The organism is Bacillus sp. XT-2, assembly GCF_025696525.1.
In the GTDB taxonomy this organism is placed as follows: domain Bacteria; phylum Bacillota; class Bacilli; order Bacillales; family Bacillaceae; genus Bacillus; species Bacillus halotolerans.
The window spans coordinates 241,336-262,915 of record NZ_JAHVOC010000007.1 but is presented as its reverse complement, the minus strand read 5'-3'; the positions used below and the strand labels follow the sequence as shown (position 1 = coordinate 262,915).

The 21,580-nt window shown below is 43.9% G+C and carries 12 protein-coding genes, 1 tRNA gene and 1 pseudogene; 4 read left to right on the top strand and 10 right to left on the bottom strand.

The window, feature by feature from the left end:
* The 4 genes and pseudogenes from fenC to KXD37_RS18405 form a co-directional block, all read right to left on the bottom strand.
* Positions 1–3,598 (bottom strand): annotated as a pseudogene (fenC, locus tag KXD37_RS18420) (fengycin non-ribosomal peptide synthetase FenC); the annotation flags it as partial.
* Between the two features lie 432 nt (positions 3,599–4,030).
* Positions 4,031–5,506 carry a D-alanyl-D-alanine carboxypeptidase/D-alanyl-D-alanine-endopeptidase gene (gene dacB, locus KXD37_RS18415; RefSeq protein ID WP_263463679.1) on the bottom strand — a complete coding sequence of 492 codons (1,476 nt, stop codon included), beginning with the start codon at positions 5,504–5,506 and terminating at the stop codon, positions 4,031–4,033.
* Between the two features lie 26 nt (positions 5,507–5,532).
* Complete coding sequence (gene galM / locus KXD37_RS18410; protein ID WP_151175067.1) at positions 5,533–6,507, bottom strand: aldose 1-epimerase; 975 nt, start codon at positions 6,505–6,507, stop codon at positions 5,533–5,535.
* 138 nt (positions 6,508–6,645) lie between these two features.
* Entirely contained in the window at positions 6,646–8,037 is a 1,392-nt protein-coding gene (locus tag KXD37_RS18405; protein ID WP_024121626.1) for an MATE family efflux transporter, read from the bottom strand.
* A gap of 288 nt (positions 8,038–8,325) precedes the next feature.
* On the opposite strand from KXD37_RS18405, the gene KXD37_RS18400 reads away from it, so the two are divergent.
* Entirely contained in the window at positions 8,326–8,871 is a 546-nt protein-coding gene (locus tag KXD37_RS18400) for an IseA DL-endopeptidase inhibitor family protein (RefSeq protein WP_106021688.1), read from the top strand.
* An 89-nt stretch (positions 8,872–8,960) separates the two neighbouring features.
* On the opposite strand, the gene KXD37_RS18395 is transcribed toward KXD37_RS18400, so the two are convergent.
* The 3 genes from KXD37_RS18395 to KXD37_RS18385 form a co-directional block, all read right to left on the bottom strand.
* Positions 8,961–9,033, bottom strand: a tRNA-Arg gene (locus KXD37_RS18395).
* Positions 9,034–9,087: 54 nt separating this feature from the next.
* Positions 9,088–9,633 (bottom strand): site-specific integrase, encoded by a 546-nt coding sequence (locus tag KXD37_RS18390; protein WP_044155674.1) that lies wholly within the window; start codon positions 9,631–9,633, stop codon positions 9,088–9,090.
* A gap of 315 nt (positions 9,634–9,948) precedes the next feature.
* Entirely contained in the window at positions 9,949–10,179 is a 231-nt protein-coding gene (locus KXD37_RS18385; protein WP_024121629.1) for an excisionase family DNA-binding protein, read from the bottom strand.
* Between the two features lie 182 nt (positions 10,180–10,361).
* On the opposite strand from KXD37_RS18385, the gene ggt reads away from it, so the two are divergent.
* Positions 10,362–12,125 (top strand): gamma-glutamyltransferase, encoded by a 1,764-nt coding sequence (gene ggt / locus KXD37_RS18380; RefSeq protein WP_106021689.1) that lies wholly within the window; start codon positions 10,362–10,364, stop codon positions 12,123–12,125.
* A 279-nt stretch (positions 12,126–12,404) separates the two neighbouring features.
* Here the strand turns inward: ggt and KXD37_RS18375 are convergent, their stop codons facing one another.
* Positions 12,405–13,274: a LysR family transcriptional regulator gene (locus tag KXD37_RS18375; RefSeq protein WP_151175069.1), complete on the bottom strand. Its 870-nt coding sequence runs from the start codon at positions 13,272–13,274 to the stop codon at positions 12,405–12,407.
* 128 nt (positions 13,275–13,402) lie between these two features.
* On the opposite strand from KXD37_RS18375, the gene KXD37_RS18370 reads away from it, so the two are divergent.
* Positions 13,403–14,392: a zinc-binding dehydrogenase gene (locus KXD37_RS18370; protein WP_151175070.1), complete on the top strand. Its 990-nt coding sequence runs from the start codon at positions 13,403–13,405 to the stop codon at positions 14,390–14,392.
* Between the two features lie 55 nt (positions 14,393–14,447).
* Here the strand turns inward: KXD37_RS18370 and gltD are convergent, their stop codons facing one another.
* Together gltD and gltB are read right to left on the bottom strand one after the other, a co-directional pair.
* Positions 14,448–15,929 carry a glutamate synthase small subunit gene (gltD, locus tag KXD37_RS18365; protein WP_044155668.1) on the bottom strand — a complete coding sequence of 494 codons (1,482 nt, stop codon included), beginning with the start codon at positions 15,927–15,929 and terminating at the stop codon, positions 14,448–14,450.
* A gap of 16 nt (positions 15,930–15,945) precedes the next feature.
* The gene (gene gltB / locus KXD37_RS18360) at positions 15,946–20,508 is read right to left on the bottom strand and encodes a glutamate synthase large subunit (RefSeq protein ID WP_263463678.1); all 4,563 of its coding nucleotides are present in this window, start codon (positions 20,506–20,508) and stop codon (positions 15,946–15,948) included.
* Positions 20,509–20,654: 146 nt separating this feature from the next.
* On the opposite strand from gltB, the gene gltC reads away from it, so the two are divergent.
* The gene (gene gltC / locus KXD37_RS18355) at positions 20,655–21,557 is read left to right on the top strand and encodes a glutamate biosynthesis transcriptional regulator GltC (RefSeq protein ID WP_024121635.1); all 903 of its coding nucleotides are present in this window, start codon (positions 20,655–20,657) and stop codon (positions 21,555–21,557) included.
* Positions 21,558–21,580: the final 23 nt, after the last annotated feature.

Here is a 21,580-nt window from a genome sequence, read left to right as displayed (position 1 = left end):
CCTGATTGGCGTACAGCTCCCCGAATTCCCGAATGAGCGTATTGACTGACACACCGTCTGAAATAATGTGATGCATATCGACCAGTAATAGATGCCGCCCGTCTGATACCTTGACGATCCCCGCTCGAAACAGCGGAGCTTGGCTGAGCTCAAACGGCTGGATAAAAGCTGCCGCGGCTTCCTGTTCAGTTTGCCCGCCGAGCACAGAGGTGTGGAATGTAAACGGCACTTCGTCATGGATGCGCTGAACCGGCTCGCCGCCTGTGTCCGTTGTAAAGGACGTGCGCAGTGACTCGTGGCGTTTGATCAGCTTTTTGAATACGGCATCCATTCTTGTAAGATCCAGCTTTCCTTCCAGCTCCAAGACTGCCGGCATATTGTAGCCTGTGCCACCATCCTCCAGCTGCTGGAGCACATACATCCGCTTTTGGGCGGAGGAAACCGGGTAGGTCTCGCGTTTTTCAGCCGGCTTAATGGCTTCATACGGACTTTCCGTTCCTTCGCTGATGACAGAAGCCAAACCTTCTACCGTCGGATGGGCAAACACATCCTTCAGCGGCACTTGGACGCCGAATTCCTTAGCGATCCGGGAAACAAGCGCGGTGGCTTTTAAGGAATGGCCGCCCCGGTCAAAAAAGTTGTCGTGAATGCCGACAGGTCCGCTTTTCAGCACTTCCTCCCACAGCTGGGAAATCTTCATCTCTGTCAGATTTCTCGGCGCTGTGTAGGTTTTCCGATCTGCCGCTCCGTCAGGAGCAGGCAGCGCTTTTCGGTCGAGCTTTCCGCTCGGGGTAACCGGCCATTGTTCCATCTCAATGATATGAGCAGGAATCATATAGCCCGGCAGCAATGTCTCAAGCTGCTTGCGCACTTCATTTCTTCCGAGTCCTTCCGCATACGCACATAATTCCGCCTCGCCGCTTTCTGTACGAACAGTCACAGCCGCTTCCCGGACGCCTTCTATGCTTCTGAGCGCCGCTTCGATTTCTCCCGGCTCAATACGATAGCCGCGGATTTTCACCTGGTCATCCAGACGGCCGAGGAATTCAACCTGTCCGTCTGGGAGCCAGCGCGCCAAATCACCCGTTTTGTACATGCGTTCACCCGGATAAAATGGATCATCAAGAAAACGTTCTTCTGTTAATTCCGGACGATTCAAGTAGCCTCTGGCAACCCCGGCTCCGGCGATATACAATTCTCCCGCTACGCCGACAGGCTGTACGGCTAAATGAGGATCTAACACATACAGACGCGCGCCAGGCACGGGGTTTCCGATCGGAAGGCGCAAGCGATCCTTGTCCAGCTCAGGATTACACGCGTAAAATGCCGCATCAACGGTTGCTTCTGTCGGCCCGTAGCCGTGGACCAGTGATGTCTCCGGCAGCAAAGAAGCGAAACGGGCTGCCGTATGGGGTGCCAGCGGTTCACCTCCGGCGAATACGCGCTTCAGGCTTCTCGGTGCCTCTATTTCCGCTTGATCCAAAAAGCTGTTCAGCATGGCCGGAATAAAATGGGCCGTTGTAACGCCTTCCTCCCGAATGGCTTTTACCATCAATGCCGGATCTTTCTCCCAGTCGGACGGAAGCAGATAGGCCGAAGCACCTGAAAGCGTCCACCAAAACAGCTGCCAGACAGATGCATCAAAGGAAAAAGACGTTTTCATCATAATGATGTCGTCTTCCTCTAAAGGAAACTGCATCTGCATGCCGGTCAGAAAGGAAACAGCCTGGCGGTGCTCCACGGCGACCCCTTTCGGCCGTCCAGTGGAGCCCGACGTATAGATTACATAGGCGAGAGAATCGCTGTCCGCTTGATGAAGAGAGTGATATTCGGATTCTTCATTCGCAAGCGCCGTCATATCCACTTCAAGTGTCTTTCCGGAAAAAACAGGTGCCTTTAATCCCGGCTGCGTCAGCAACAATGCTGCCCCGCTGTCTTTCAGCATATAGCTCAGCCGCTCCTCTGGATATGCAGGATCAAGCGGCAAATAAGCTCCGCCTGCCTTTAATACGGCGAGAACGGCTGTCAGCATGTCCGGCGAACGCTCGCTTAGAACACCGACAATGCTTTCCTTCGTGATACCATGCGCCGTAAGGCGCGCTGCCAGCCTGTTGGCGTACATGTCAAGCTGCGCGTAAGTCAGCGAACCGCCAGAAAAGCGTAAGGCCGTCCGATCCGGCGTCAAAGCTGCCTGGCGTTCAAACAGACCGTGCAGCGTCGAAGCTGCAGGCGAAACAGCTTTCGTTCTGTTAAATTCATACAAAACTTTTTCTTTCTCACGTTTTTCTGCCATATCTAATTCTTTTATAGTACTATGCGGATTTTGAAGCGCGTTTTCCAGCAACGTAAGCAGGTGGTGCTGAATCCGTTTAATGTCCTCAAGAGAAAATAAGATATTTTGATAGTCGAAATTTAATTGAATGGCTCCAGTATCTATCCGCTCCTGTATTTGAACAGAAAGCTCATTCGCGGTGTATCCGCTGAAATAAAGCGCCGTCTCATAGTTCAAATCATCCGCTTTTTGCCACTGAAGCGGATGGTACTGCATTGATATACCGATCAGGTTGTGTAAATCCTTGTGTTCTTTTCTTAATTCATTCACCAGCAAATTATAAGGAAATCTTTGGTGGCGCATGACTGAAAGCTGTTCTCTGCCGACACTGCGTACAAAGGAAAGAAAATCGGCGTCAGAATCAACTGTTTTTCTGATTGGAAGAGAGCTGACAAACATGCCAAGCATTTCTTTCTCCGCCTTTGACCCCCTGTTTCCATAGTAGGTTCCGATCGCAAGGTCCGTTTTAGAGGTGATGCGGCTGATACATATGTAAAATGAAGCCATAAATAAGGAAATCATACTGATTTTCTGTTCTTCGCAAAAAGCTTGGATGGTATGTGCTAGGTAAGGTGAAAGTGTGATAGTATCTCTCGATGCGGAGGTACTCTGCTTTTGTGAAGTGCTCTGTCCGGTTAGTGAGTGGTATTCCGGCGGCTGTTGGTAGGTTTGCGTCCAAAACAAATGGTCTTTTTCAAAACGTGAAGATTGTAAGTACTGCCTCTCTTTTTCTATGTAGCTAATGTAGGAAGGCTCTTGCTCATCGGGTATAGGCTCCCCTTTTTTGATTTTTTGATACAGATTAATAATTTGATTTCCCATCAAATTTAAAGAGATGCCGTCCATGATAATATGATGGAATTTCGCATATAGCCAAATTTCATGGGGGTGGATTCTAAGGAGATAAAATTGATACAGAGGCGAATCAAGCAGCTTAAACGGAATTCTGGCTTGATCATGAATCCATTGCTCTGTTTCAGTCATTTCAGCATTTGTAAAATCTATTATTTCAAGTGATAATCCTTTGTATTCTGCAAGATACAGACGAGGCTCTGACTCCGATTCAATTCCTTCTGTCAGCTGGAACCTGATTGCATCATTACGGGAGATTGAAAGGTTCAGAGCCAACTGAAGAGCATCAAGATCAACATCACCCCTGAATTTTACACAGGCGGTCAGATTACAGATGCTTGTACCAGGCTCCAACAGTTCAGTAAACCAAACTCTCCTTTGGGCATGAGTTAAACCATAAGTATTTTCTTTCAACGAATTCCCTCCAATTCTAATTTATAAGAGGATAAGAAACTGAAAAAATTACAATAAAAAGAAATTATATGACTATATAATCCATATATGCATTATATTAACCGAATTTTTTTAAAGTACAATAAAAAATATAAAATTTTTATAACATTTTTTTGAATATAGTATTAATTATTTATTTTTCTTGATTAATTTTATTAGGATTTCGAATGTAAAGTTATGAAAGTATCGATTTTTAATAGTTCTTCATCACTAGATTTTTTCTTCATTTATTTAATTTCATATGAGGATAGTGTTGAACCGTTTATAAGATATTCTCCGCCTCAGTATCAGTTACATTTCTACAATATTCAGATGGATGTTTTAAAAACAAGCGCAATAATGTAAAAAGAAATATAAAAAAACCTGTTTTAGCGGAAAACAGGTTTAGCGTTTTTATTGATTTGCCAAAATAACAGCAATTTGATCCTCAATGTCTTTGCCATCCGAGTCATCAATCAAACCGTTTAGAAGAATAGAGAAAACGAGCGTTTTTCCGCTCTTTGTTTCTGCATAGCCAGACAGAGAGCTGACAGTGCTTAAGGACCCGGTCTTTGCCCTTATTTTTCCTTCTGCCGGGGTGTCTTTCATGCGGTTTCTTAGCGTCCCGCCTACCAGTCTGTCACTGTTCCCCGCTTCCGGCAGAGCATGCAGATAAGGTTGAAACCACTTTTCATCTTGGATGTCATATAACAGCTTTGTGATTTGGTCTGATGATACGGCGTTGATATGAGAGACCCCGGAACCGTCCCTCAAAATAAGTGTTTTGGGATCAACGCTGAAATTCGGAAGCGTACTGTTTAGCACTTCAAGCCCTTTTTCCCAGCTGCCCTCTCCTTTTTCCTCTTTCCCCATCTCTTTTACAAGTACCTCGGCGTGTCCGTTATTGCTTAATTTCATAAAAGGAAGAAATAGCTTAGACAAAGGCATTGAGTGATGAGTGGCCAGTACGTCTGAAGAGTCGGGCGCTGTGCCCATTATGATTTCCCCTTTTACTGTAATGCCTTGTTTTTTAAGAGCCTGCTTAAATAAATCTAAAGCATATCCTGCCGGCTCCCAGACGGAAATCCACTCTTTTGTTTTGCTTGCATCAACCGGTATGCTCCCTTTAATCGTGATAGTATTGGTTCCATGTTCCCTTTCGATAGAAAGATCTTTCTTTTTTCCCGCCTCAACTGTTTTCGCCTCATTCTCAATCGCTACATAATCCGTTTTTGGTGACACTGATATTGCTGGCTTTTGTCCTTCTTTCTTTCCCGGGCTGGCTTCTACTATCACAGTGCCTGCATCATAGTCCTCATTTGGAGACGCTGTCAGTGCGGAAATTTGCGCGCCGTAATAAGTGTACTCATCACTCCATGGCAAATCAGGCGAATAGCGGATATGATCATACCATGAGTCATCGGCGACAAGATTGCCTTTTATGGACTTGATGCCGGATTTTTTCAGCTTTTCGGCCATTTGATCAAAATCAGATGGTAAAAGTGTCGGATCTCCTTTTCCTTTCAGATAAAGGTTGCCATTCAGTTTTTGTCCTTTAAGGCGGCCGTCTGTCCGCACTTCTGTTGTGAAAGAATAATCCTCACCGAGAACAGAAAGTGCCGCGGCTGCTGTAAAAAGCTTCAAAGAAGAGGCGGGTCTCATCCGGACATCCCCTAAATGGTCGTAAATGACGTCGCCTGTTTCTGCAGAACGGACAGTAATGCCGGCCATTGCACCTTTTAAAGCAGGTTCATTGGCTAAAATGGTTTCAATCTGCCCGGCAAGTGTATCCTGTTCTTCAGCCGCCTGTACAGCATGATGCATATATGGAATGGAAGCAAAGATGAAAAGCAGCAATATTACAAAATAAAGCTTCATGCTTTTTCCCATTTTCTTATCCCGCCTCTCCTGATTGGCTATCGATGATTACGCTCAATCGTGATGCTGCTTTTTACTGTCTTCTCTTCACCAGGCTCTAACACATGTAAGCCAGTGAGTGACGAAGGGAGATCAAGGTTAACTGCGTTTGTCACCCATGTATAAGGCTCCGGGCATAAATACCCTTGTGTTCCATCAGCATTATACACAACCCAATGCTTAAATTGTTCATCCGCCTTGTAGATCATATTCAGGTGTGCATGCTGATGGTAAATGACGGCCTGATTTTCTCCTCCTCTCTTCTGATAAGAAGATAAAAAGACATCATCAAGCTGCTGCCGCAAGAGCATTCCTTCGTGCAAAGCTTCCTGATTTAGTATATCGATCAGCTTTCCGGTCGGCAATAAACGTTCATCCAATTCCCATTGCTGATCAGCAGTAAGAGAAAATAAAGAGCTCTCTTCTGGGAAAACGAAGGTCGTATGATAACCAAGCCCCCAAGGAAATGCATCCTTCCCTTTATTCATGATCGTGGCATGCTTATAAAGAGTGTTATCTTTTAAAATGTATGTCATCCGTACAACAGCATGATGCGGAAATTGTTTATAAACATGGGGAATTTCCGATAGATCAATTTCAGTTTCTATGATCACTTCTTCGGCTGTTTGTTTCATCGTTATGATGTCCCACTTTTTGTCATAGAGAAAGCCGTGGAGGTGATGGTGTTTATCTTTTTCATTGATATCAAAATGATACGTTCTGCCCCGGAAGGTGAACGTTCCGTCACTTATGCGGTTAGGCGGAAACAAAATGGGAATTCCATACAATGTAGGTGTGTCATGAAAGCTTTCAGTTGTTTCCGGTTCTCGTAAAAGGTGCATCTTTGTTTCTTTGTCTACGAGAGAAATGACGTTGCTGCCCCACTCAGGCACGACTATTATTTCCAAATGCTCATTACCCGCTTTGACAGCTGGTGTTCCTAAATACGTCATCTTTTCAATATAATTTGTCATGTGTACTCAACCTCTCCTTAGTTCAATGCTTATATATAAATTCAATTCAGTGTGCACTATTTCCTCCATTTTATGTTTTCCCTTTTGTCTTTAAGTAAACAAAAAACACCATTCAAAATGAACGGTGTTTTTTGGAGTTTATTGAATCAGACGTGTAATCTGCTTCTTTTTCCAAATGAATTGATAATACCCGTAAATCAAAAGCAAACTCACGGCAAATGCTGCCGGATAGCCTACCCAAATGCCGAGTATTTCAAGATTTGTATAGTGAGACAGAACAAACGCGACCGGCACTTCGATTCCCCAGATGGCAAAAATACTGATGAGGGTCGGCCATAAAACCGTTCCGCTTGCACGCATCGTCGCAGAAATAATTTGGGCATTCCCAAACAGCAAATAGCTCCATAATGTAATCATCAAAAGCCTGTGTGCAATGTAAAGTGTATCTTTCTCGGTCAAAAATAATGCTAAAATCTGATGTGCAAAAAGATAGATAAGGAGGATCAGCACACCGCCAATGATATAATTCAGCCAAATACCGACCCGAATGACTTGCTTTAACCGGTCAAACTCATTCGCTCCAATAGATTGAGCGGCGAAAATAGACACCGCGATCCCCAGACTGACAGCCGGCATTTGCACATAGCTGGCTACTTGATTGACCACGCCATATGCTGCGGTTGCATCAGAGCCATAATGATTGACGAATGAAATGACCGCTATTTCCGATAGTGAGACGAGAATCATGTTAATGCTTGACGGAATACCAAGACGCAGCAGAAGCGCCAGCAATTCCTTATCCATTTTCAAATAACGCCGCACTGTCTTATCAAATTGCAGCGGGTGTTTCGTTTTCCGCAGATACACCAATAATACGATAAAGGTCACAATTGTAGAAATAACGGTTGCGTAAGCAGAGCCGTAAATGCCCAGCTTCGGCAAGCCGAACATGCCGAGAATGAAGATCGGTAAAAGTGCTATATTGATGACTGTGCTTACTATCAATGTATAAAACGGTGTCTTAGAATCTCCTGTCCCCCGCAAGAATGTGGTATAAGCAAAATATAAAAACATAAACGGCATTGCGCAAAATAAGATACGCGCATAGCTGACACTGACATGAATTACATTTTCCGGCGTTCCCATGAGACGCAGAATATCTAAGGTGAATATACTGCCGATCACAGCTAACACAATTCCTAATAAAAAGGTGAATGTCAGCGTTGTTCCGACAACGGCCTTTAACCGTTCCTCATTTTTTGCCCCGTAGGCTTGCCCGATAAGAATGGAACTGCCGGAACCGATGCCGATCGTAAATGAAATGAGAAGAAAAAACAGCGGGAAAAAGGATGAGACAGCTGCAAGCGCATCTACGCCAAGCCATCTGCCCACAGCGACCATCCCAACTAATTGGCCCACTGATTGCAGCACATTGCTCAGAAGGAGCGGCACTAAAAATAGTGACATTGACCGCCAAACAGATGGATTGCTCTTCTTCTTAGATACGGGATTTTCTTGTAATGTTTCCATATGAATGACTCCTTTATTTAAACTCGTTTCACTAACGTGCTCCCGTTTCTTTTGAAATGAACACGACATGCAACATGTAACTATTCACCACAGTACTTATAAAACCCTTCCCGATTCTCCTATTTTTACACATTTTTCAATCTGCAAGAATAAACTAGCGCGATACAGCATAGTCTTTTGGTGAGATGAAAGAATAAAAAATAATTTATGCAAAAGTATTGTAATCTAAACGTAACTATTGTAACATTTGTAACATAAGAGAAAGAGATTTTAAAGGAGAGAGCCACATTGAAAAAATATCTTCTATTTCTAACCACTATTGCACTTATTCTGTCATTAAACACAAATGCATTTGCGAAAAACACATCCGGGGATTTATCACAAAAACAAGCATTGCAGCTGGCACTAACAGCAAGAGAGCATTTTTGGAATACAATGAGCGGGCACAATCCAAAAGTGAAAAAAGCAGTTTGCCCATCAGGCACATTCGAGCATCAAAATCTTCAGTACGTATACATGTGCAGTGACCTTGGCACAAAAGAAAAAGCTGTGAATTACTTAACACCTATTTTCTCAAAAACAGCGATTGAAAAAGGCTTTAAAGACTATCATTTCGTTGTCTCAAAAGGAAAACTGGCTGTTCCGGTCGGTGACGGAGACAATCTCTTAAATTGGAAAAAATCAACCGTTAAACTCATTTCTAAAAAAGGCGGCACAGTCACATATGAATTTACCGTTCCTACTTTGGACGGATCACCTTCAGCAAAACGGAAAGTGACATTTGTAAAAGAGAATAAAAAGTGGAAAGTAAATCGCTTTGACGCAGTTATATAAGAAAAAAACGCCCGAGAAAAACGGGTGTTTTTTATGTTAAGCATAAAAAGGGCAACGGACGTATCGTCCATTGCCCTTTTGTTTTATTACGCTCTAGGAGAGATTCGAACTCCCGACCTGCAGTTTAGGAAACTGCTGCACTATCCGCTGTGCTACTAGAGCATTTTTAATATCTATATAGTAGCTCCGATTGTCACGATTTTCAAGCGATTTGATTTACAGCCCTCCAAATACCTTATAAGCAGCTCTTGTTGTATCTTCATCGATTCCAATATAACGCATTGTAATCGAAGGTGATGAATGATTAAGAATCCTCTGCAGCTCAGCGATATCTTTTGTCCGCTGGTAGAAATGATAGCCAAATGTTTTCCGGAGCGTATGGGTCCCTATTTCCTCAAGTCCGCACGCTTCGGCTGCCTCTCTTAAAATTCTGTATGCCTGAATGCGTGAAATTGGCTTTCTGGTTCGTACAGATTTAAAGAGGTATTCATTTTCTTTCATATCTTTCGTATACTCGTATATTTCTGCTTTCAAAGATTCTAAAATGAGAATCTTCCTTTTCTTTTTTGTTTTGCTTTCAGTCGCCCATAAATGGTCTTTATTTCTGACATCTTTCACTTGAAGCGGCAAAATATCAGAAATTCGGAGCGCGCTGTTAATGCCGAAAATAAACAAAAAATAATCACGCTTGTTTTTGCTGCGTAAATACTGTTTTACATCTTGAATTTTCTCTAAACTGCGGATCGGCTGTACAATATGCATCAAAAAACTCCTTAAAAACCGTTATGTAACGTTTTGAGGTCTATGTTACTATTATAGCGGAAAAACGTTGAATGTCAAAGTTCGGAGGCATTTATGTAACATAATATACATAGTGTTACATAAGCAGAAAAGATATCTCTTGAAACGCCCTGTCTTCTGAAATGACATTTACAGGCTCATATAAAGCTTTTTCACCTCCTGAGACAAATCACTCTGACCCTTCCCGAAAAAGCCCTTAAAACGCAATATGACGCTTTGCTTTTCGAGATGCTCTCAAAAAAATATGCAAAAAAAGACACAATTTGAAATTGTGTCCTAGTCTTCATCCTTTACATCAATATCTTCTGGGATCGGTTCATTTAATATTTCCTGCACGAGCGCTTTGTAATTTTCCAGCTGTTCGAGATGCGTTTTGAACTGTCCCTTATAAATCAAAAATTGCTCACCGTCATGAACGGCCCTGATTTTACCTTCGAGCACCAAACTTTTAATATAATCCTCTGAAAGATTTGCATATTCTGCTGTTTCTTTAATCGTTAAATACATATAGCATTCCTTTCTTAATCCGTATGCTGTTTCTACTATAGCACATGACTCACCCCCATATAATCAATTTCACACAGAAAAAAGGCCGGATGATATAGATAATATACCATTTGTCACTTGTGAAACCGCTGTATTTTTTTTACGCTAAGATTGTAACATAACAGCTTAATAGGAGGGAGAACATGAAAAAAACGTGGAACGTCTGTTTAGCAGCCATGCTTAGTGTTCTGTTAGTCGCTGGAAGTGCTCCATTTCACGCGGAAGCTAAAAAGCCGCCCAAAGGCTATGACGAGTACAAACAAGTAGATGTAGGCAAAGACGGAATGGTTGCGACTGCGCATCCTCTCGCTTCAGAGATCGGAGCTGACGTCCTGAAAAAAGGCGGAAATGCCATTGACGCGGCGGTTGCCATTCAGTTTGCGCTTAATGTCACAGAACCGATGATGTCAGGTATTGGCGGCGGCGGTTTTATGATGGTGTATGACGGAAAAACAAAAGATACGACGATCATTGACAGCCGTGAACGCGCTCCCGCAGGCGCAACTCCGGATATGTTTCTCGATGAAAACGGCAAAGCGATACCTTTCTCCGAACGTGTCACAAAAGGTACTGCCGTTGGTGTTCCGGGTACACTGAAAGGGCTGGAAAAAGCCTTGGATAAATGGGGAACCCGTTCGATGAAACAATTAATTTCCCCCTCTATAAAACTCGCTGATAAAGGCTTTCCGATTGATTCAGTGTTAGCAGATGCGATTTCTGATTATCAGGAAAAATTATCACGGACTGCCGCTAAGGATGTATTTCTGCCGAATGGCGAGCCGCTTAAAGAAGGCGATACTCTCATTCAAAAAGATCTGGCCAAAACCTTTAAGCTCATTCGTTCGAAAGGGATAGACGCCTTTTACGAAGGCAGATTCGCCAAAGCCCTTTCTGATACTGTTCAGGATTTTGGGGGATCAATGACCGAAAAAGATTTAGAAAATTATGACATCACAATTGACGAACCAATTTGGGGAGAATATCAAGGCTATCAAATCGCAACGACTCCTCCTCCAAGTTCTGGCGGCGTTTTCTTGCTGCAAATGCTGAACATTCTCGATGATTTTAACCTTTCACAATATGATATCCGCTCATGGGAAAAATACCATCTGCTCGCTGAAACCATGCATTTGTCTTACGCTGACCGCGCGGCTTATGCAGGCGATCCCGAATTTGTAAATGTTCCTCTCAAAGGTTTGCTTCACCCCGACTATATAAAAGAGCGCCAGCAATTAATCAGTTTAGATGAAGTCAACAAAAAACCAAAAGCCGGTGATCCTTGGAAATACGAAGAAGGAACCGCAAACTATAAGCAAGTCGAACAGCCGAATGATAAAGTAGACGGCCAAACGACACACTTTACCGTCGCGGACCGCTGGGGCAATGTTGTTTCCTATACAACAACAATTGAACAGCTGTTTGGCACAGGCATTATGGTTCCTGATTACGGCGTCATTTTAAACAATGAACTAACAGATTTTGATGCGGTTCCAGGCGGAGCCAACGAAGTTCAGCCGAACAAGCGGCCATTAAGCAGCATGACTCCGACGATTTTGTTTAAAGATGACAAACCAGTTCTCACCGTCGGATCTCCTGGAGGGGCAACGATTATTTCTTCCGTGCTGCAAACCATCCTCTATAATATAGAATATGGAATGGAATTAAAAGCAGCGGTTGAAGAGCCGAGAATTTACACAAACAGTATGAGCTCCTACAGATACGAAGACGGAGTTCCAGAGAATGTACTCAGCAAATTAAAAGACATGGGCCATAAATTCGGCACAAGTCCAGTGGACATCGGAAACGTGCAAAGCATTTTTATCGACCGTGAAAACGGCACCTTCAAAGGAGTAGCCGATTCAAGCAGAAACGGCGCAGCGATCGGAATTAATTTAAAACATAAATAAAAAAGAAAAACTGTACTCATTTTTGCCGAGTACAGTTTTTTGCTGTGAACGATTAATCTTGCCTATGGTCCCCGCAAACTCCTTAACGGTCGGTACGAATACCTTTCAATATAACATCCAGACATGCGCCAGATAACAATTCGAAACACATAAAGGTTTGATCAGCTAATCAATTCATAGACCTTAAAGCTTCTTTGTTTTTTTGAAAACAGTCTCTCCAGCTTACAAAACAAAAATCTATCCCGCATCCCCTGCTATTGTTGAATCTTCTCTTCTTGATTAGACTGATTGGATAAATTTGGCCTCATTCAATTCTGCAATAAACCGCTGAAATGCACTGGTCATAAAAAAGTCTTTCCTGTAAATAAACACAATCGTCATATCCTGATATGATGCGGGAAGCTGGTGAACGTATACCCTTTGGCGATGGACAGAGCAGGCAATGGCCGACTTTGGCAGCAGCGCCGTTCCCAAACCAGCGGAAACACCTCTGATAACGGCTTCCAACGTGCCAAATTCTATGATTTTTTGCTGTTGAATACCTGCTTCCTCCAATAATCTTTTGACCCTATCGCGATGAGAGCAGCCGGTTCCAAAAAAGAGCATCGGCAGCCTTAGCATGTCCTCTATCGCCCCTTCCTCCGGTGAAATCAACACCAATTCCTCATAGGAAACAGGAATTTGTTTGATATCCATGTATTCAACAGGACCGTACACAAAAGCGCCATCCACCTTATGATCTAGAACTTGCCGAACCAAGCTGTGCGTATCACCTGTGTTCACTGATAAATCAACTTCAGGAAAACGTCTGAGGAATGAAGCTGCATGTTCAGGCAGGTGAGTGACCGCTGTTGTTTCCAATGCTCCAAGCCGCAACGGCCCTTTCGGATGCTGACTTAACTGCGCTGATTTCTCAGCTTCGTCTAATAATGTTAAAACTTGATCTGCGTATTGTAATAGGTTTTCCCCCGCAGCCGTTAACGTCATTCCACGATTTGTCCGGTGAAATAACTTGATATTCAGATCTGTCTCAAGCTTATGGATTCTGGCTGTTACATTAGATTGAACATAATTCAGCTGCCGGGCTGCTTTTGTTATACTTCCTTCACGGGCAACAGCCCGGAATATCTTTAATTCTCCGCTTTCCACACACTGTCACCTTCTTGCTATGATTAAATGTGATACCGGCAATCATTTTTGTTCATTTTACTTGAAGAAAACCGCTGTGTAAAATATGTGAAGATCATAGATTACGAGGAATATAGGAGGCAGACGGCATGAAAGCGGTTATTCATAACGGAAAAAGAGGACTTCGGGGGTTAGCGTATCAGGACATCCCTTCTCAAAATCCCGGATACGGAGAAGTGAAAGTAAAGTTGAAAACGGCCGGATTAAATCATCGGGACCTGTTTCTCATGAAAAATAAAACTGAACAAGATCCTGAGTTTATTCTGGGCTCTGACGGTGCTGGTATTATTGAAGCGGTCGGTGAAGGTGTAGATCATCTGGCTGTTCAAACAGAAGTGGTGATTTTACCGACTTTGAATTGGGAAGTAACAGATGATGTACCTCCTGTTCCGGATATTTTGGGAGGCCCTTCAAACGGAACACTTGCTGAATATGTGATCATTCCTTCACAAAACGCAGTGAAAAAACCTTCTTATCTATCCTGGGAGGAAGCAGGCGTGTTGCCATTATCAGCTCTGACCGCATATCGAGCACTTTTTACAAAGGCCCAATTAAAAAAAGGCGAGCATATTTTGATACCCGGAATTGGAAGCGGCGTTGCAACTTACGCACTATTAATGGCTAAAGCGATTGGAGCAACTGTAAGCGTGACTTCTCGAAGCGAGGAAAAAAGAAAAAGAGCAATACAATTAGGCGCTGACCACGCTTTTGAAAGTTACAGCAATTGGTCTGAACATCTTCAAGGACAAAAAGCTGATGTCATTCTCGATAGCATAGGGCCGGCCCTCTTTTCAGAATACTTTGATCATGTTAAACCGAACGGCCGTATTGTCAGCTTTGGTGCAAGTTCGGGTGATAATCTCAGTTTTCCGCTGCGTTCTTTATTCTTTCCGCAAATCAATATATTGGGAACGTCAATGGGAAGTCGCGATGAATTCCGTGAAATGCTGCATTTCATGGAAAAACATAAACTTCGGCCCGTGCTTGACCGGACATATCCTATAGAACAAGCACATGAAGCATATACCAGTATGCTGGAAGGCAGCCAGTTTGGGAACATCGGAATCACAATAGATTAAAAAAGAAACCGGCTGACAAACAGTCCGGTTTCTTTTTTTATATAATCCCCTTTATTTACGGCAGAACTGAACTCCCCATCAAATATCGGTCAACTTCACGCGCCACTTCACGGCCTTCATTAATCGCCCATACGATTAAGCTTTGGCCTCTTCTTGCATCCCCTGCGGCGAAAACACCATCGATATTTGTTTTATAATCCCCATATGCTGCGCTGATTTTGTTGTTATTAGAATCAACACCAAATTGTTTTAAAAGCGGCTGTTCTGTGCCTTCAAAGCCGATAGCGATAAAGACGAGCTGAGCAGGCCATACTTTTTCAGTTCCAGGCAGTTCACGGAACTCGTATTTTCCATGCTCATTTTTCACTTTCTCCATTTGAATCGTATGGAGCTCTTTCAATTTGCCGTTTTTATCGGCAACCAATTTTTTTGTTTGGATCGAATATTCTCTCGGATCTCTTCCGAATTTTGCTTCTGCTTCTTCATATGCATATTCAAGCGTAAAGACGTGCGGCTGTTCAGGCCACATATTATCATTCGTGCGAGCCGGAGGAAGTTTCGGGTGTTTGCCGAATTGGTGCACGCTTTTGGCTTTTTGGCGCAAAGCGGTAGCCACACAGTCAGCTCCTGTGTCTCCGCCTCCGATCACGATAACGTCTTTCCCCTTCGCATCAATGAATCGCTTGTCTTTAAAGTTAGAATCTAAATAGCTTTTTGTAGCAAGCGTCAAGTAATCCATCGCGTAGTGAACACCTTTTGATTCGCGTCCCTCGATTAACAGATCCCGCTGTTTTTGAGCACCTGTGCAAAGGATCACGGAATCAAATTGCTCTTTCAGCTCATCAGCCGTTATATCAACGCCAATTTCCGTATTTGTAACAAAATCGATTCCTTCTTGCGTCAGCAACTTAATGCGGCGTTCGACAATTCCTTTTTCAAGTTTCATGTTTGGAATGCCGTAAGTTAAAAGTCCGCCCGCTCTGTCTGCGCGTTCAAATACAGTGACAGAATGTCCAGCTTGGTTCAACTGGTCAGCACTCGCCAGTCCGGCTGGGCCCGACCCAACGATGGCGACTTTTTTGCCTGTTCGTTTTTTCGGAATTCTAGGCTGAATCCAGCCATTCTCAAACCCTTTATCAATTATGGTCCGTTCAATATTCTTAATCGATACGGCCGGGTCGGAAATCGCTAGTGTACATGACCCTTCACAAGGAGCGGGACAAACCCGCCCTGTGAATTCAGGAAAGTTGTTTGTTTTTACAAGCCGTTCTAATGCTTCTTTCCATCTGCCTCGGTAGACAAGATCGTTCCATTCAGGAATTAAGTTGTAAATCGGACAGCCGGATGTAAATCCGTTAATGTCAGCACCGATCTGGCAAAACGGTGTACCGCAATCCATACACCGCGCCCCCTGCCGTTTCGACGCTTCTTCTGAAAAAGGAGCAGAATATTCCTTCCAGTCCTTTAAGCGAGTGAGAGGGTCTCGCTCAGCTGGTTTTTCTCGTTTGATTTCCATAAATCCAGTTGGTTTCCCCATGTTCCTCTCCCCTTCCTTACTGTACTACCGTTTGTTTTTGTCCCGCCGGCGCTTTTTTCTGCTTTAGTTTCGTATTGGCTTCAAACGCGTACATGACGGCTTCTTCCTCAGATAAGCCCGCAGCTTTTTGCTCTTCGATGCTCGCAAGCATTTGTTTATAGTTTTTCGGAATCACTTTAATGAATGTTTTCACGCTGTCTTCCCACTGTTCAAGCAGGTCTGCTGCTTTTTGGCTGTTTGTATACGCGGCATGCTTTTCAAGCATTGCTTTAACTTGTTGAATTTCTTTTTCAACTTCTAATGACTCTAACAAAATCATTTCAAGGTTGCATTTGCGTTTAAATGCCTTTACATCTTCGGCCAATACATACGCGATTCCGCCGGACATACCAGCCGCGAAGTTTTTGCCGACATCACCCAGTACGACAACACTTCCGCCTGTCATGTATTCACAGCCGTGATCACCGATGCCTTCAACAACAACATTCACACCGCTGTTCCGAACGGCAAAGCGTTCACCTGCACGGCCGTTAATATATGCTTCTCCGCTCGTCGCGCCATAGAATGCTACGTTGCCGATAATTACATTATCATGTGATTCGGAGTTGAATCCTTCCGGTGATTTGACAATAATTTTTCCGCCAGACAGACCTTTTCCGACATAGTCATTTGAATCTCCGTCTAAATAAAGCGTCATGCCTTTTGGAACGAACGCTCCAAAGCTTTGACCGGCTGAACCTGTGAATTGCAGCTTAATCGTATCTTCCGGAAGTCCTTCTTCTCCGTAACGTTTCGAAATTTCACTGCCTGTTACAGTGCCTGCTACACGGTTTGTGTTATTGATTTCGACTGAAATATCAGCTTCTTTTCCCGATCCAATGGCATCTTTTACAGCAGGAAGAATTGTTGTGATATCGAGCGATTGATCAATTTTATGGTTTTGCGGCGTTTGGAATGTCCGTATCCCTTCCGGCTGATAAAGAAGTGTGGACAAATCAAGCTGACTCGCTTTCCAATGCGCCTTTGCCCGCTCACTCACGTTAAGTGCGTCAGTGCGGCCGATCATTTCATCGAACGTTTTAAAACCTAATGCAGCCATGTATTCACGGACTTCTTCAGCAATAAACAGCATGTAGTTCACAATATGATCAGGATCTCCCATGAACTTTTTGCGAAGTTCAGGATTTTGAGTCGCTACCCCGACAGGACATGTATCCAAATGGCAGGCGCGCATCATAACACAGCCGAGAACAACTAATGGAGCAGTTGCGAAACCGAATTCTTCGGCGCCGAGCAATGCGGCCATGACGACGTCCCGGCCTGTCATAAGCTTTCCGTCTGTTTCTAATACAACACGATCACGGAGTCCGTTCAGCATTAAGGTTTGATGCGCTTCTGCAAGGCCAAGCTCCCACGGAAGCCCTGTATGTTTAATGCTTGTTTTAGGTGAAGCACCTGTACCCCCGTCGTAACCGCTGATAACGATGACATCTGCAGTTGCTTTAGCAACACCCGCAGCGATCGTACCGACACCCGCTTTTGAGACCAGCTTCACGCTGATTCTTGCCTCACGGTTCGCATTTTTTAAATCGTGAATCAGCTGGGCTAAATCCTCGATTGAATAAATGTCATGGTGCGGAGGCGGTGAAATCAATCCGACCCCTGGTGTTGATCCGCGGACATCGGCAACCCAAGGATACACTTTATTGCCTGGCAGCTGTCCGCCTTCTCCCGGTTTTGCGCCTTGCGCCATTTTAATCTGCAGCTCATCGGCGTTGACTAAGTAATGGCTTTTCACACCGAATCGTCCGGATGCAATTTGTTTGATCGCGCTTCTTCTGTCATCGCCGTTTTCATCAGGCACAAAGCGTTTTGGATCTTCTCCGCCTTCACCGCTGTTGCTTTTTCCGCCCAAGCGGTTCATCGCAATCGCTAATGCTTCGTGGGCTTCCTTGCTTAATGATCCAAATGACATCGCACCTGTTTTAAACCGTTTGACAATCGATTCAGCAGATTCTACTTCCTCCACTTTTAGAGGCTTGCGGTTTTCGTCAAATGAGAACAAGTTTCGCAGGAATCCGATTCGTTCTTCATCTGCCGCTTTCGTATATTGTTTAAACAGATTGTAATCATTTCTGCGGCACGCCCATTGCAAGGTATGAATCGTTTTCGGGTTAAATGCGTGATGCTCTCCGCCGTTTCTCCATTGGAAGTCACTTCCCGGTTCAAGCGTTTTGCTGTAGTCATCCTTATAGGCTTCCTGGTGGCGGCGCTGTGCCTCTGCCGCAATGGTATTTAAGTCAATGCCGCCGAGCTGTGATGCTGTTCCCGTAAAATAACGGTCAATCACGTCACGGCTGATTCCTACCGCTTCAAAGATTTGGGCGCCCCTGTAGCTCTGTACAGTAGAAATCCCCATCTTCGACATCACTTTTACGACACCTTCAGTAATGCTTTTTCCATACTTGCTGACAGCTTCTTCATAGCTGATATCCAAGCGGCCTTCGTCAATTTCCTGCTTATAGGTCGCATATGCCAGATAAGGATTGACAGCATCGGCTCCATAGCCGATTAGAGCTGCAAAGTGATGAACTTCACGTGCTTCTCCCGATTCAACGATAATGCTGACTTTCGTGCGCAATCCTTTTCGGATTAAATGCTGGTGCAGTGCGCTGACTGCTAACAGCGGCGGAATTGGCGTTAACTGCTCATTCATTGCTCTATCGGACAAAATCAAAAGACTGACGCCTTGGCTGATTGCTTTCTCAGCTTGGGTGAACATGTCTTTTAACCCGCGTTCAAGATCTTCTGAAAACAGCACATTCATTTTTTGGCTTCTTAAATCAGGATGGACGATGGTTTTCAGCGCATAAAACTGCTCATTGGATAACACGGGTGTATACAGCTTGATTCGGCGGACGTTTCGTTCATTCGGATGAAGGAGATCGCCTTCTGCTCCGAGCCAAGTCATTGTTGAAGTCACGAGCTGCTCGCGAATCGCGTCAATCGGCGGGTTGGTCACCTGTGCAAACAATTGCTTAAAGTAGTTAAACAGCGATTGCGGGCGATCAGACAAAACAGCAAGCGGCGAATCGTTCCCCATTGAGCCGAGAGGATCTTTTCCTTCTTTAATAACAGGAATTAAATATTTTTGAATATCCTCATATGTGTATCCAAACGCTTTCTGACGCGTAAGAAGATCCGTGAACTGCTCTTCCTCTCTTGTTTCCGGATCAGGATTCACTTGCACAAGCTCTTCCTCAAGCCATTTTTGGTACGGATATTCAGTTGCGATTTGTGTTTTTACTTCTTCATCAGAAATGATGCGGCCTTCTTCCAGGTCAATTAAAAGCATTTTTCCTGGTTCAAGGCGGTTTTTATATAAAACGTTTTCCTGTTCAACCTCAATAACGCCGACCTCAGATGAGAAAATAATATAATCATCCTTTGTCACATAATAACGGGCCGGACGTAAACCATTTCGGTCGAGTATTGCGCCGATTTGTTTTCCGTCAGTAAATGAAATGGCCGTCGGACCATCCCAAGGCTCCATTAATGAGCTGTGATACTCATAAAACGCTCTTTTTTCTTTAGACATGTGCGTATTTTCTGTCCATGGCTCAGGAATCAGCATCATCGCCGTATGTGCCGGCTTGCGTCCAGCCATAACGAAAAACTCAAATGCGTTATCTAAAATGGAAGAGTCACTGCCGTCAGCATTCAGAATCGGAAGAATTTTATTGAGATCCTCACCAAAACTTTCAGACACAAATTGCTGTTCACGTGCTCTCATCCAGTTGATATTTCCTCGAAGGGTGTTAATCTCACCATTGTGAACCAAATAACGGTTTGGGTGTGCTCTTTCCCATGTAGGGAAGGTATTCGTGCTGAAGCGTGAATGAACTAGTGCAAAAGCGGATACGAATGCCTCATCTTGCAGATCGGAATAAAACGCATCAACCTGTTCAGGTGTTAAAAGGCCTTTATAAACAATAGTTTGGCTTGAAAGACTGGCAAAATAAAAATCTAGACCTTCCGTTACTCCCCAGTTTTCAGCCTGTTTACGAATGACATACAATTTTCGCTCAAAGGACAAATCATCCTTCAGGTCAGAACTTGCGCCAATGAATACTTGACGGACAAACGGACAGCTTTTTTGTGCTACTGTTCCGATTTTTCCGACATTTACAGGTGCAGTTCTCCATCCAAGCACAACTTGGCCTTCCTGCTCAATCAGTGCATCGATTTGCTTTTCGATTTTTTTTCTTTCATCTTCCTTCTGCGAGAAAAAGACCATTCCTACCCCGTAACGTCCTTTTTCCGGCAGATTGATGTCTTTGCACTCTTTCTTAAAGAAAGCATCAGGGATTTGAACCAGTAAGCCGGCACCGTCTCCCGTATCCGGATCACTGCCTTGACCTCCTCTGTGGTCGAGCTGGCAAAGCATCTGCAGCCCCTGTTTGACGATGTCATGTGTCGCCTTGCCTTTTAAGTGCGCATATAGGCCGATTCCGCATGCATCATGTTCAAATTCAGGACGGTAGAGACCTTGAGCTTTTGGCATTTGATTGTAAGTCATAATTCCTCTCCCCCGATCAGTTTCCGATAATACCGGTCATAAAATCTAACAACTCTAATATTATTGTAGGTTTTCAAAACGATATAAACAATATATAATTTAGATCAAAAGAATCTCAAAATGAGATAGATGGATGTGAGACTTACATGGAGCTGCGCCAACTGCGTTATTTTATGGAGGTTGCTGAACGGGAACACGTTTCAGAAGCCGCTGATTATCTGCATGTGGCCCAATCAGCAATCAGCAGACAAATTGCAAACCTTGAAGAAGAATTAAATGTTACTTTATTTGAGCGTGAAGGGAGAAATATCAAACTCACTCCGATTGGAAAAGAATTTTTAATTCATGTCAAAACAGCGATGAAAGCCATCGATTATGCAAAAGAACAAATTGATGAGTACCTTGACCCGCATCGCGGAACCGTAAAAATCGGCTTTCCTACAAGCCTCGCCAGTCAGCTACTGCCGACTGTCGTTTCGGCATTTAAAGAAGAATATCCGCACGTAGAGTTTTTGCTGCGCCAAGGCTCTTATAAGTTTCTGATTGAAGCTGTCAGAAACCGCGATATCGATTTAGCGTTATTAGGCCCGGTGCCGACGAATTTTCCAGACATAGCAGGAAATATTTTATTCACGGAAAAAATTTACGCGCTTGTACCTTTAAATCATCCGCTCGCCAAACAAAAAACGGTGCATTTAATCGATTTGCGCAACGATCAATTTGTGTTGTTTCCGGAAGGATTTGTGCTCAGAAAAATGGCGATTGACTCTTGCAAACAAGCCGGGTTTGCCCCTCTTGTCTCTACAGAGGGTGAGGATTTGGACGCTATCAAAGGATTGGTGTCCGCAGGTATGGGTGTCACCCTTCTGCCGGAGAGCACTTTTGCTGAAACGACACCCCGATTTACTGTGAAGATTCCAATTGAGTTTCCTCAAGTGAAACGGACTGTCGGAATTATTAAGCCGAAAAATAGAGAGCTTGCACCGTCAGCTCAGGATTTTTATGAGTTTGTCATTCAGTTTTTCTCGAAATTGGAACAGTATCAATAAAAAAGAACCCGAGCTTCTCTGGA

Coding starts and splice junctions, on each gene's coding strand:
- KXD37_RS18385 (WP_024121629.1), bottom strand. CDS start 10,179: ATGTATTTAACGATTAAAGAAACAGCAGAATATGCAAATCTTTCAGAG.
- dacB (WP_263463679.1), bottom strand. CDS start 5,506: ATGGGAAAAAGCATGAAGCTTTATTTTGTAATATTGCTGCTTTTCATC.
- galM (WP_151175067.1), bottom strand. CDS start 6,507: ATGACAAATTATATTGAAAAGATGACGTATTTAGGAACACCAGCTGTC.
- gltD (WP_044155668.1), bottom strand. CDS start 15,929: ATGGGGAAACCAACTGGATTTATGGAAATCAAACGAGAAAAACCAGCT.
- gltB (WP_263463678.1), bottom strand. CDS start 20,508: ATGACTTACAATCAAATGCCAAAAGCTCAAGGTCTCTACCGTCCTGAA.
- KXD37_RS18370 (WP_151175070.1), top strand. CDS start 13,403: ATGAAAGCGGTTATTCATAACGGAAAAAGAGGACTTCGGGGGTTAGCG.
- KXD37_RS18390 (WP_044155674.1), bottom strand. CDS start 9,633: ATGCATATTGTACAGCCGATCCGCAGTTTAGAGAAAATTCAAGATGTA.
- ggt (WP_106021689.1), top strand. CDS start 10,362: ATGAAAAAAACGTGGAACGTCTGTTTAGCAGCCATGCTTAGTGTTCTG.
- gltC (WP_024121635.1), top strand. CDS start 20,655: ATGGAGCTGCGCCAACTGCGTTATTTTATGGAGGTTGCTGAACGGGAA.
- KXD37_RS18405 (WP_024121626.1), bottom strand. CDS start 8,037: ATGGAAACATTACAAGAAAATCCCGTATCTAAGAAGAAGAGCAATCCA.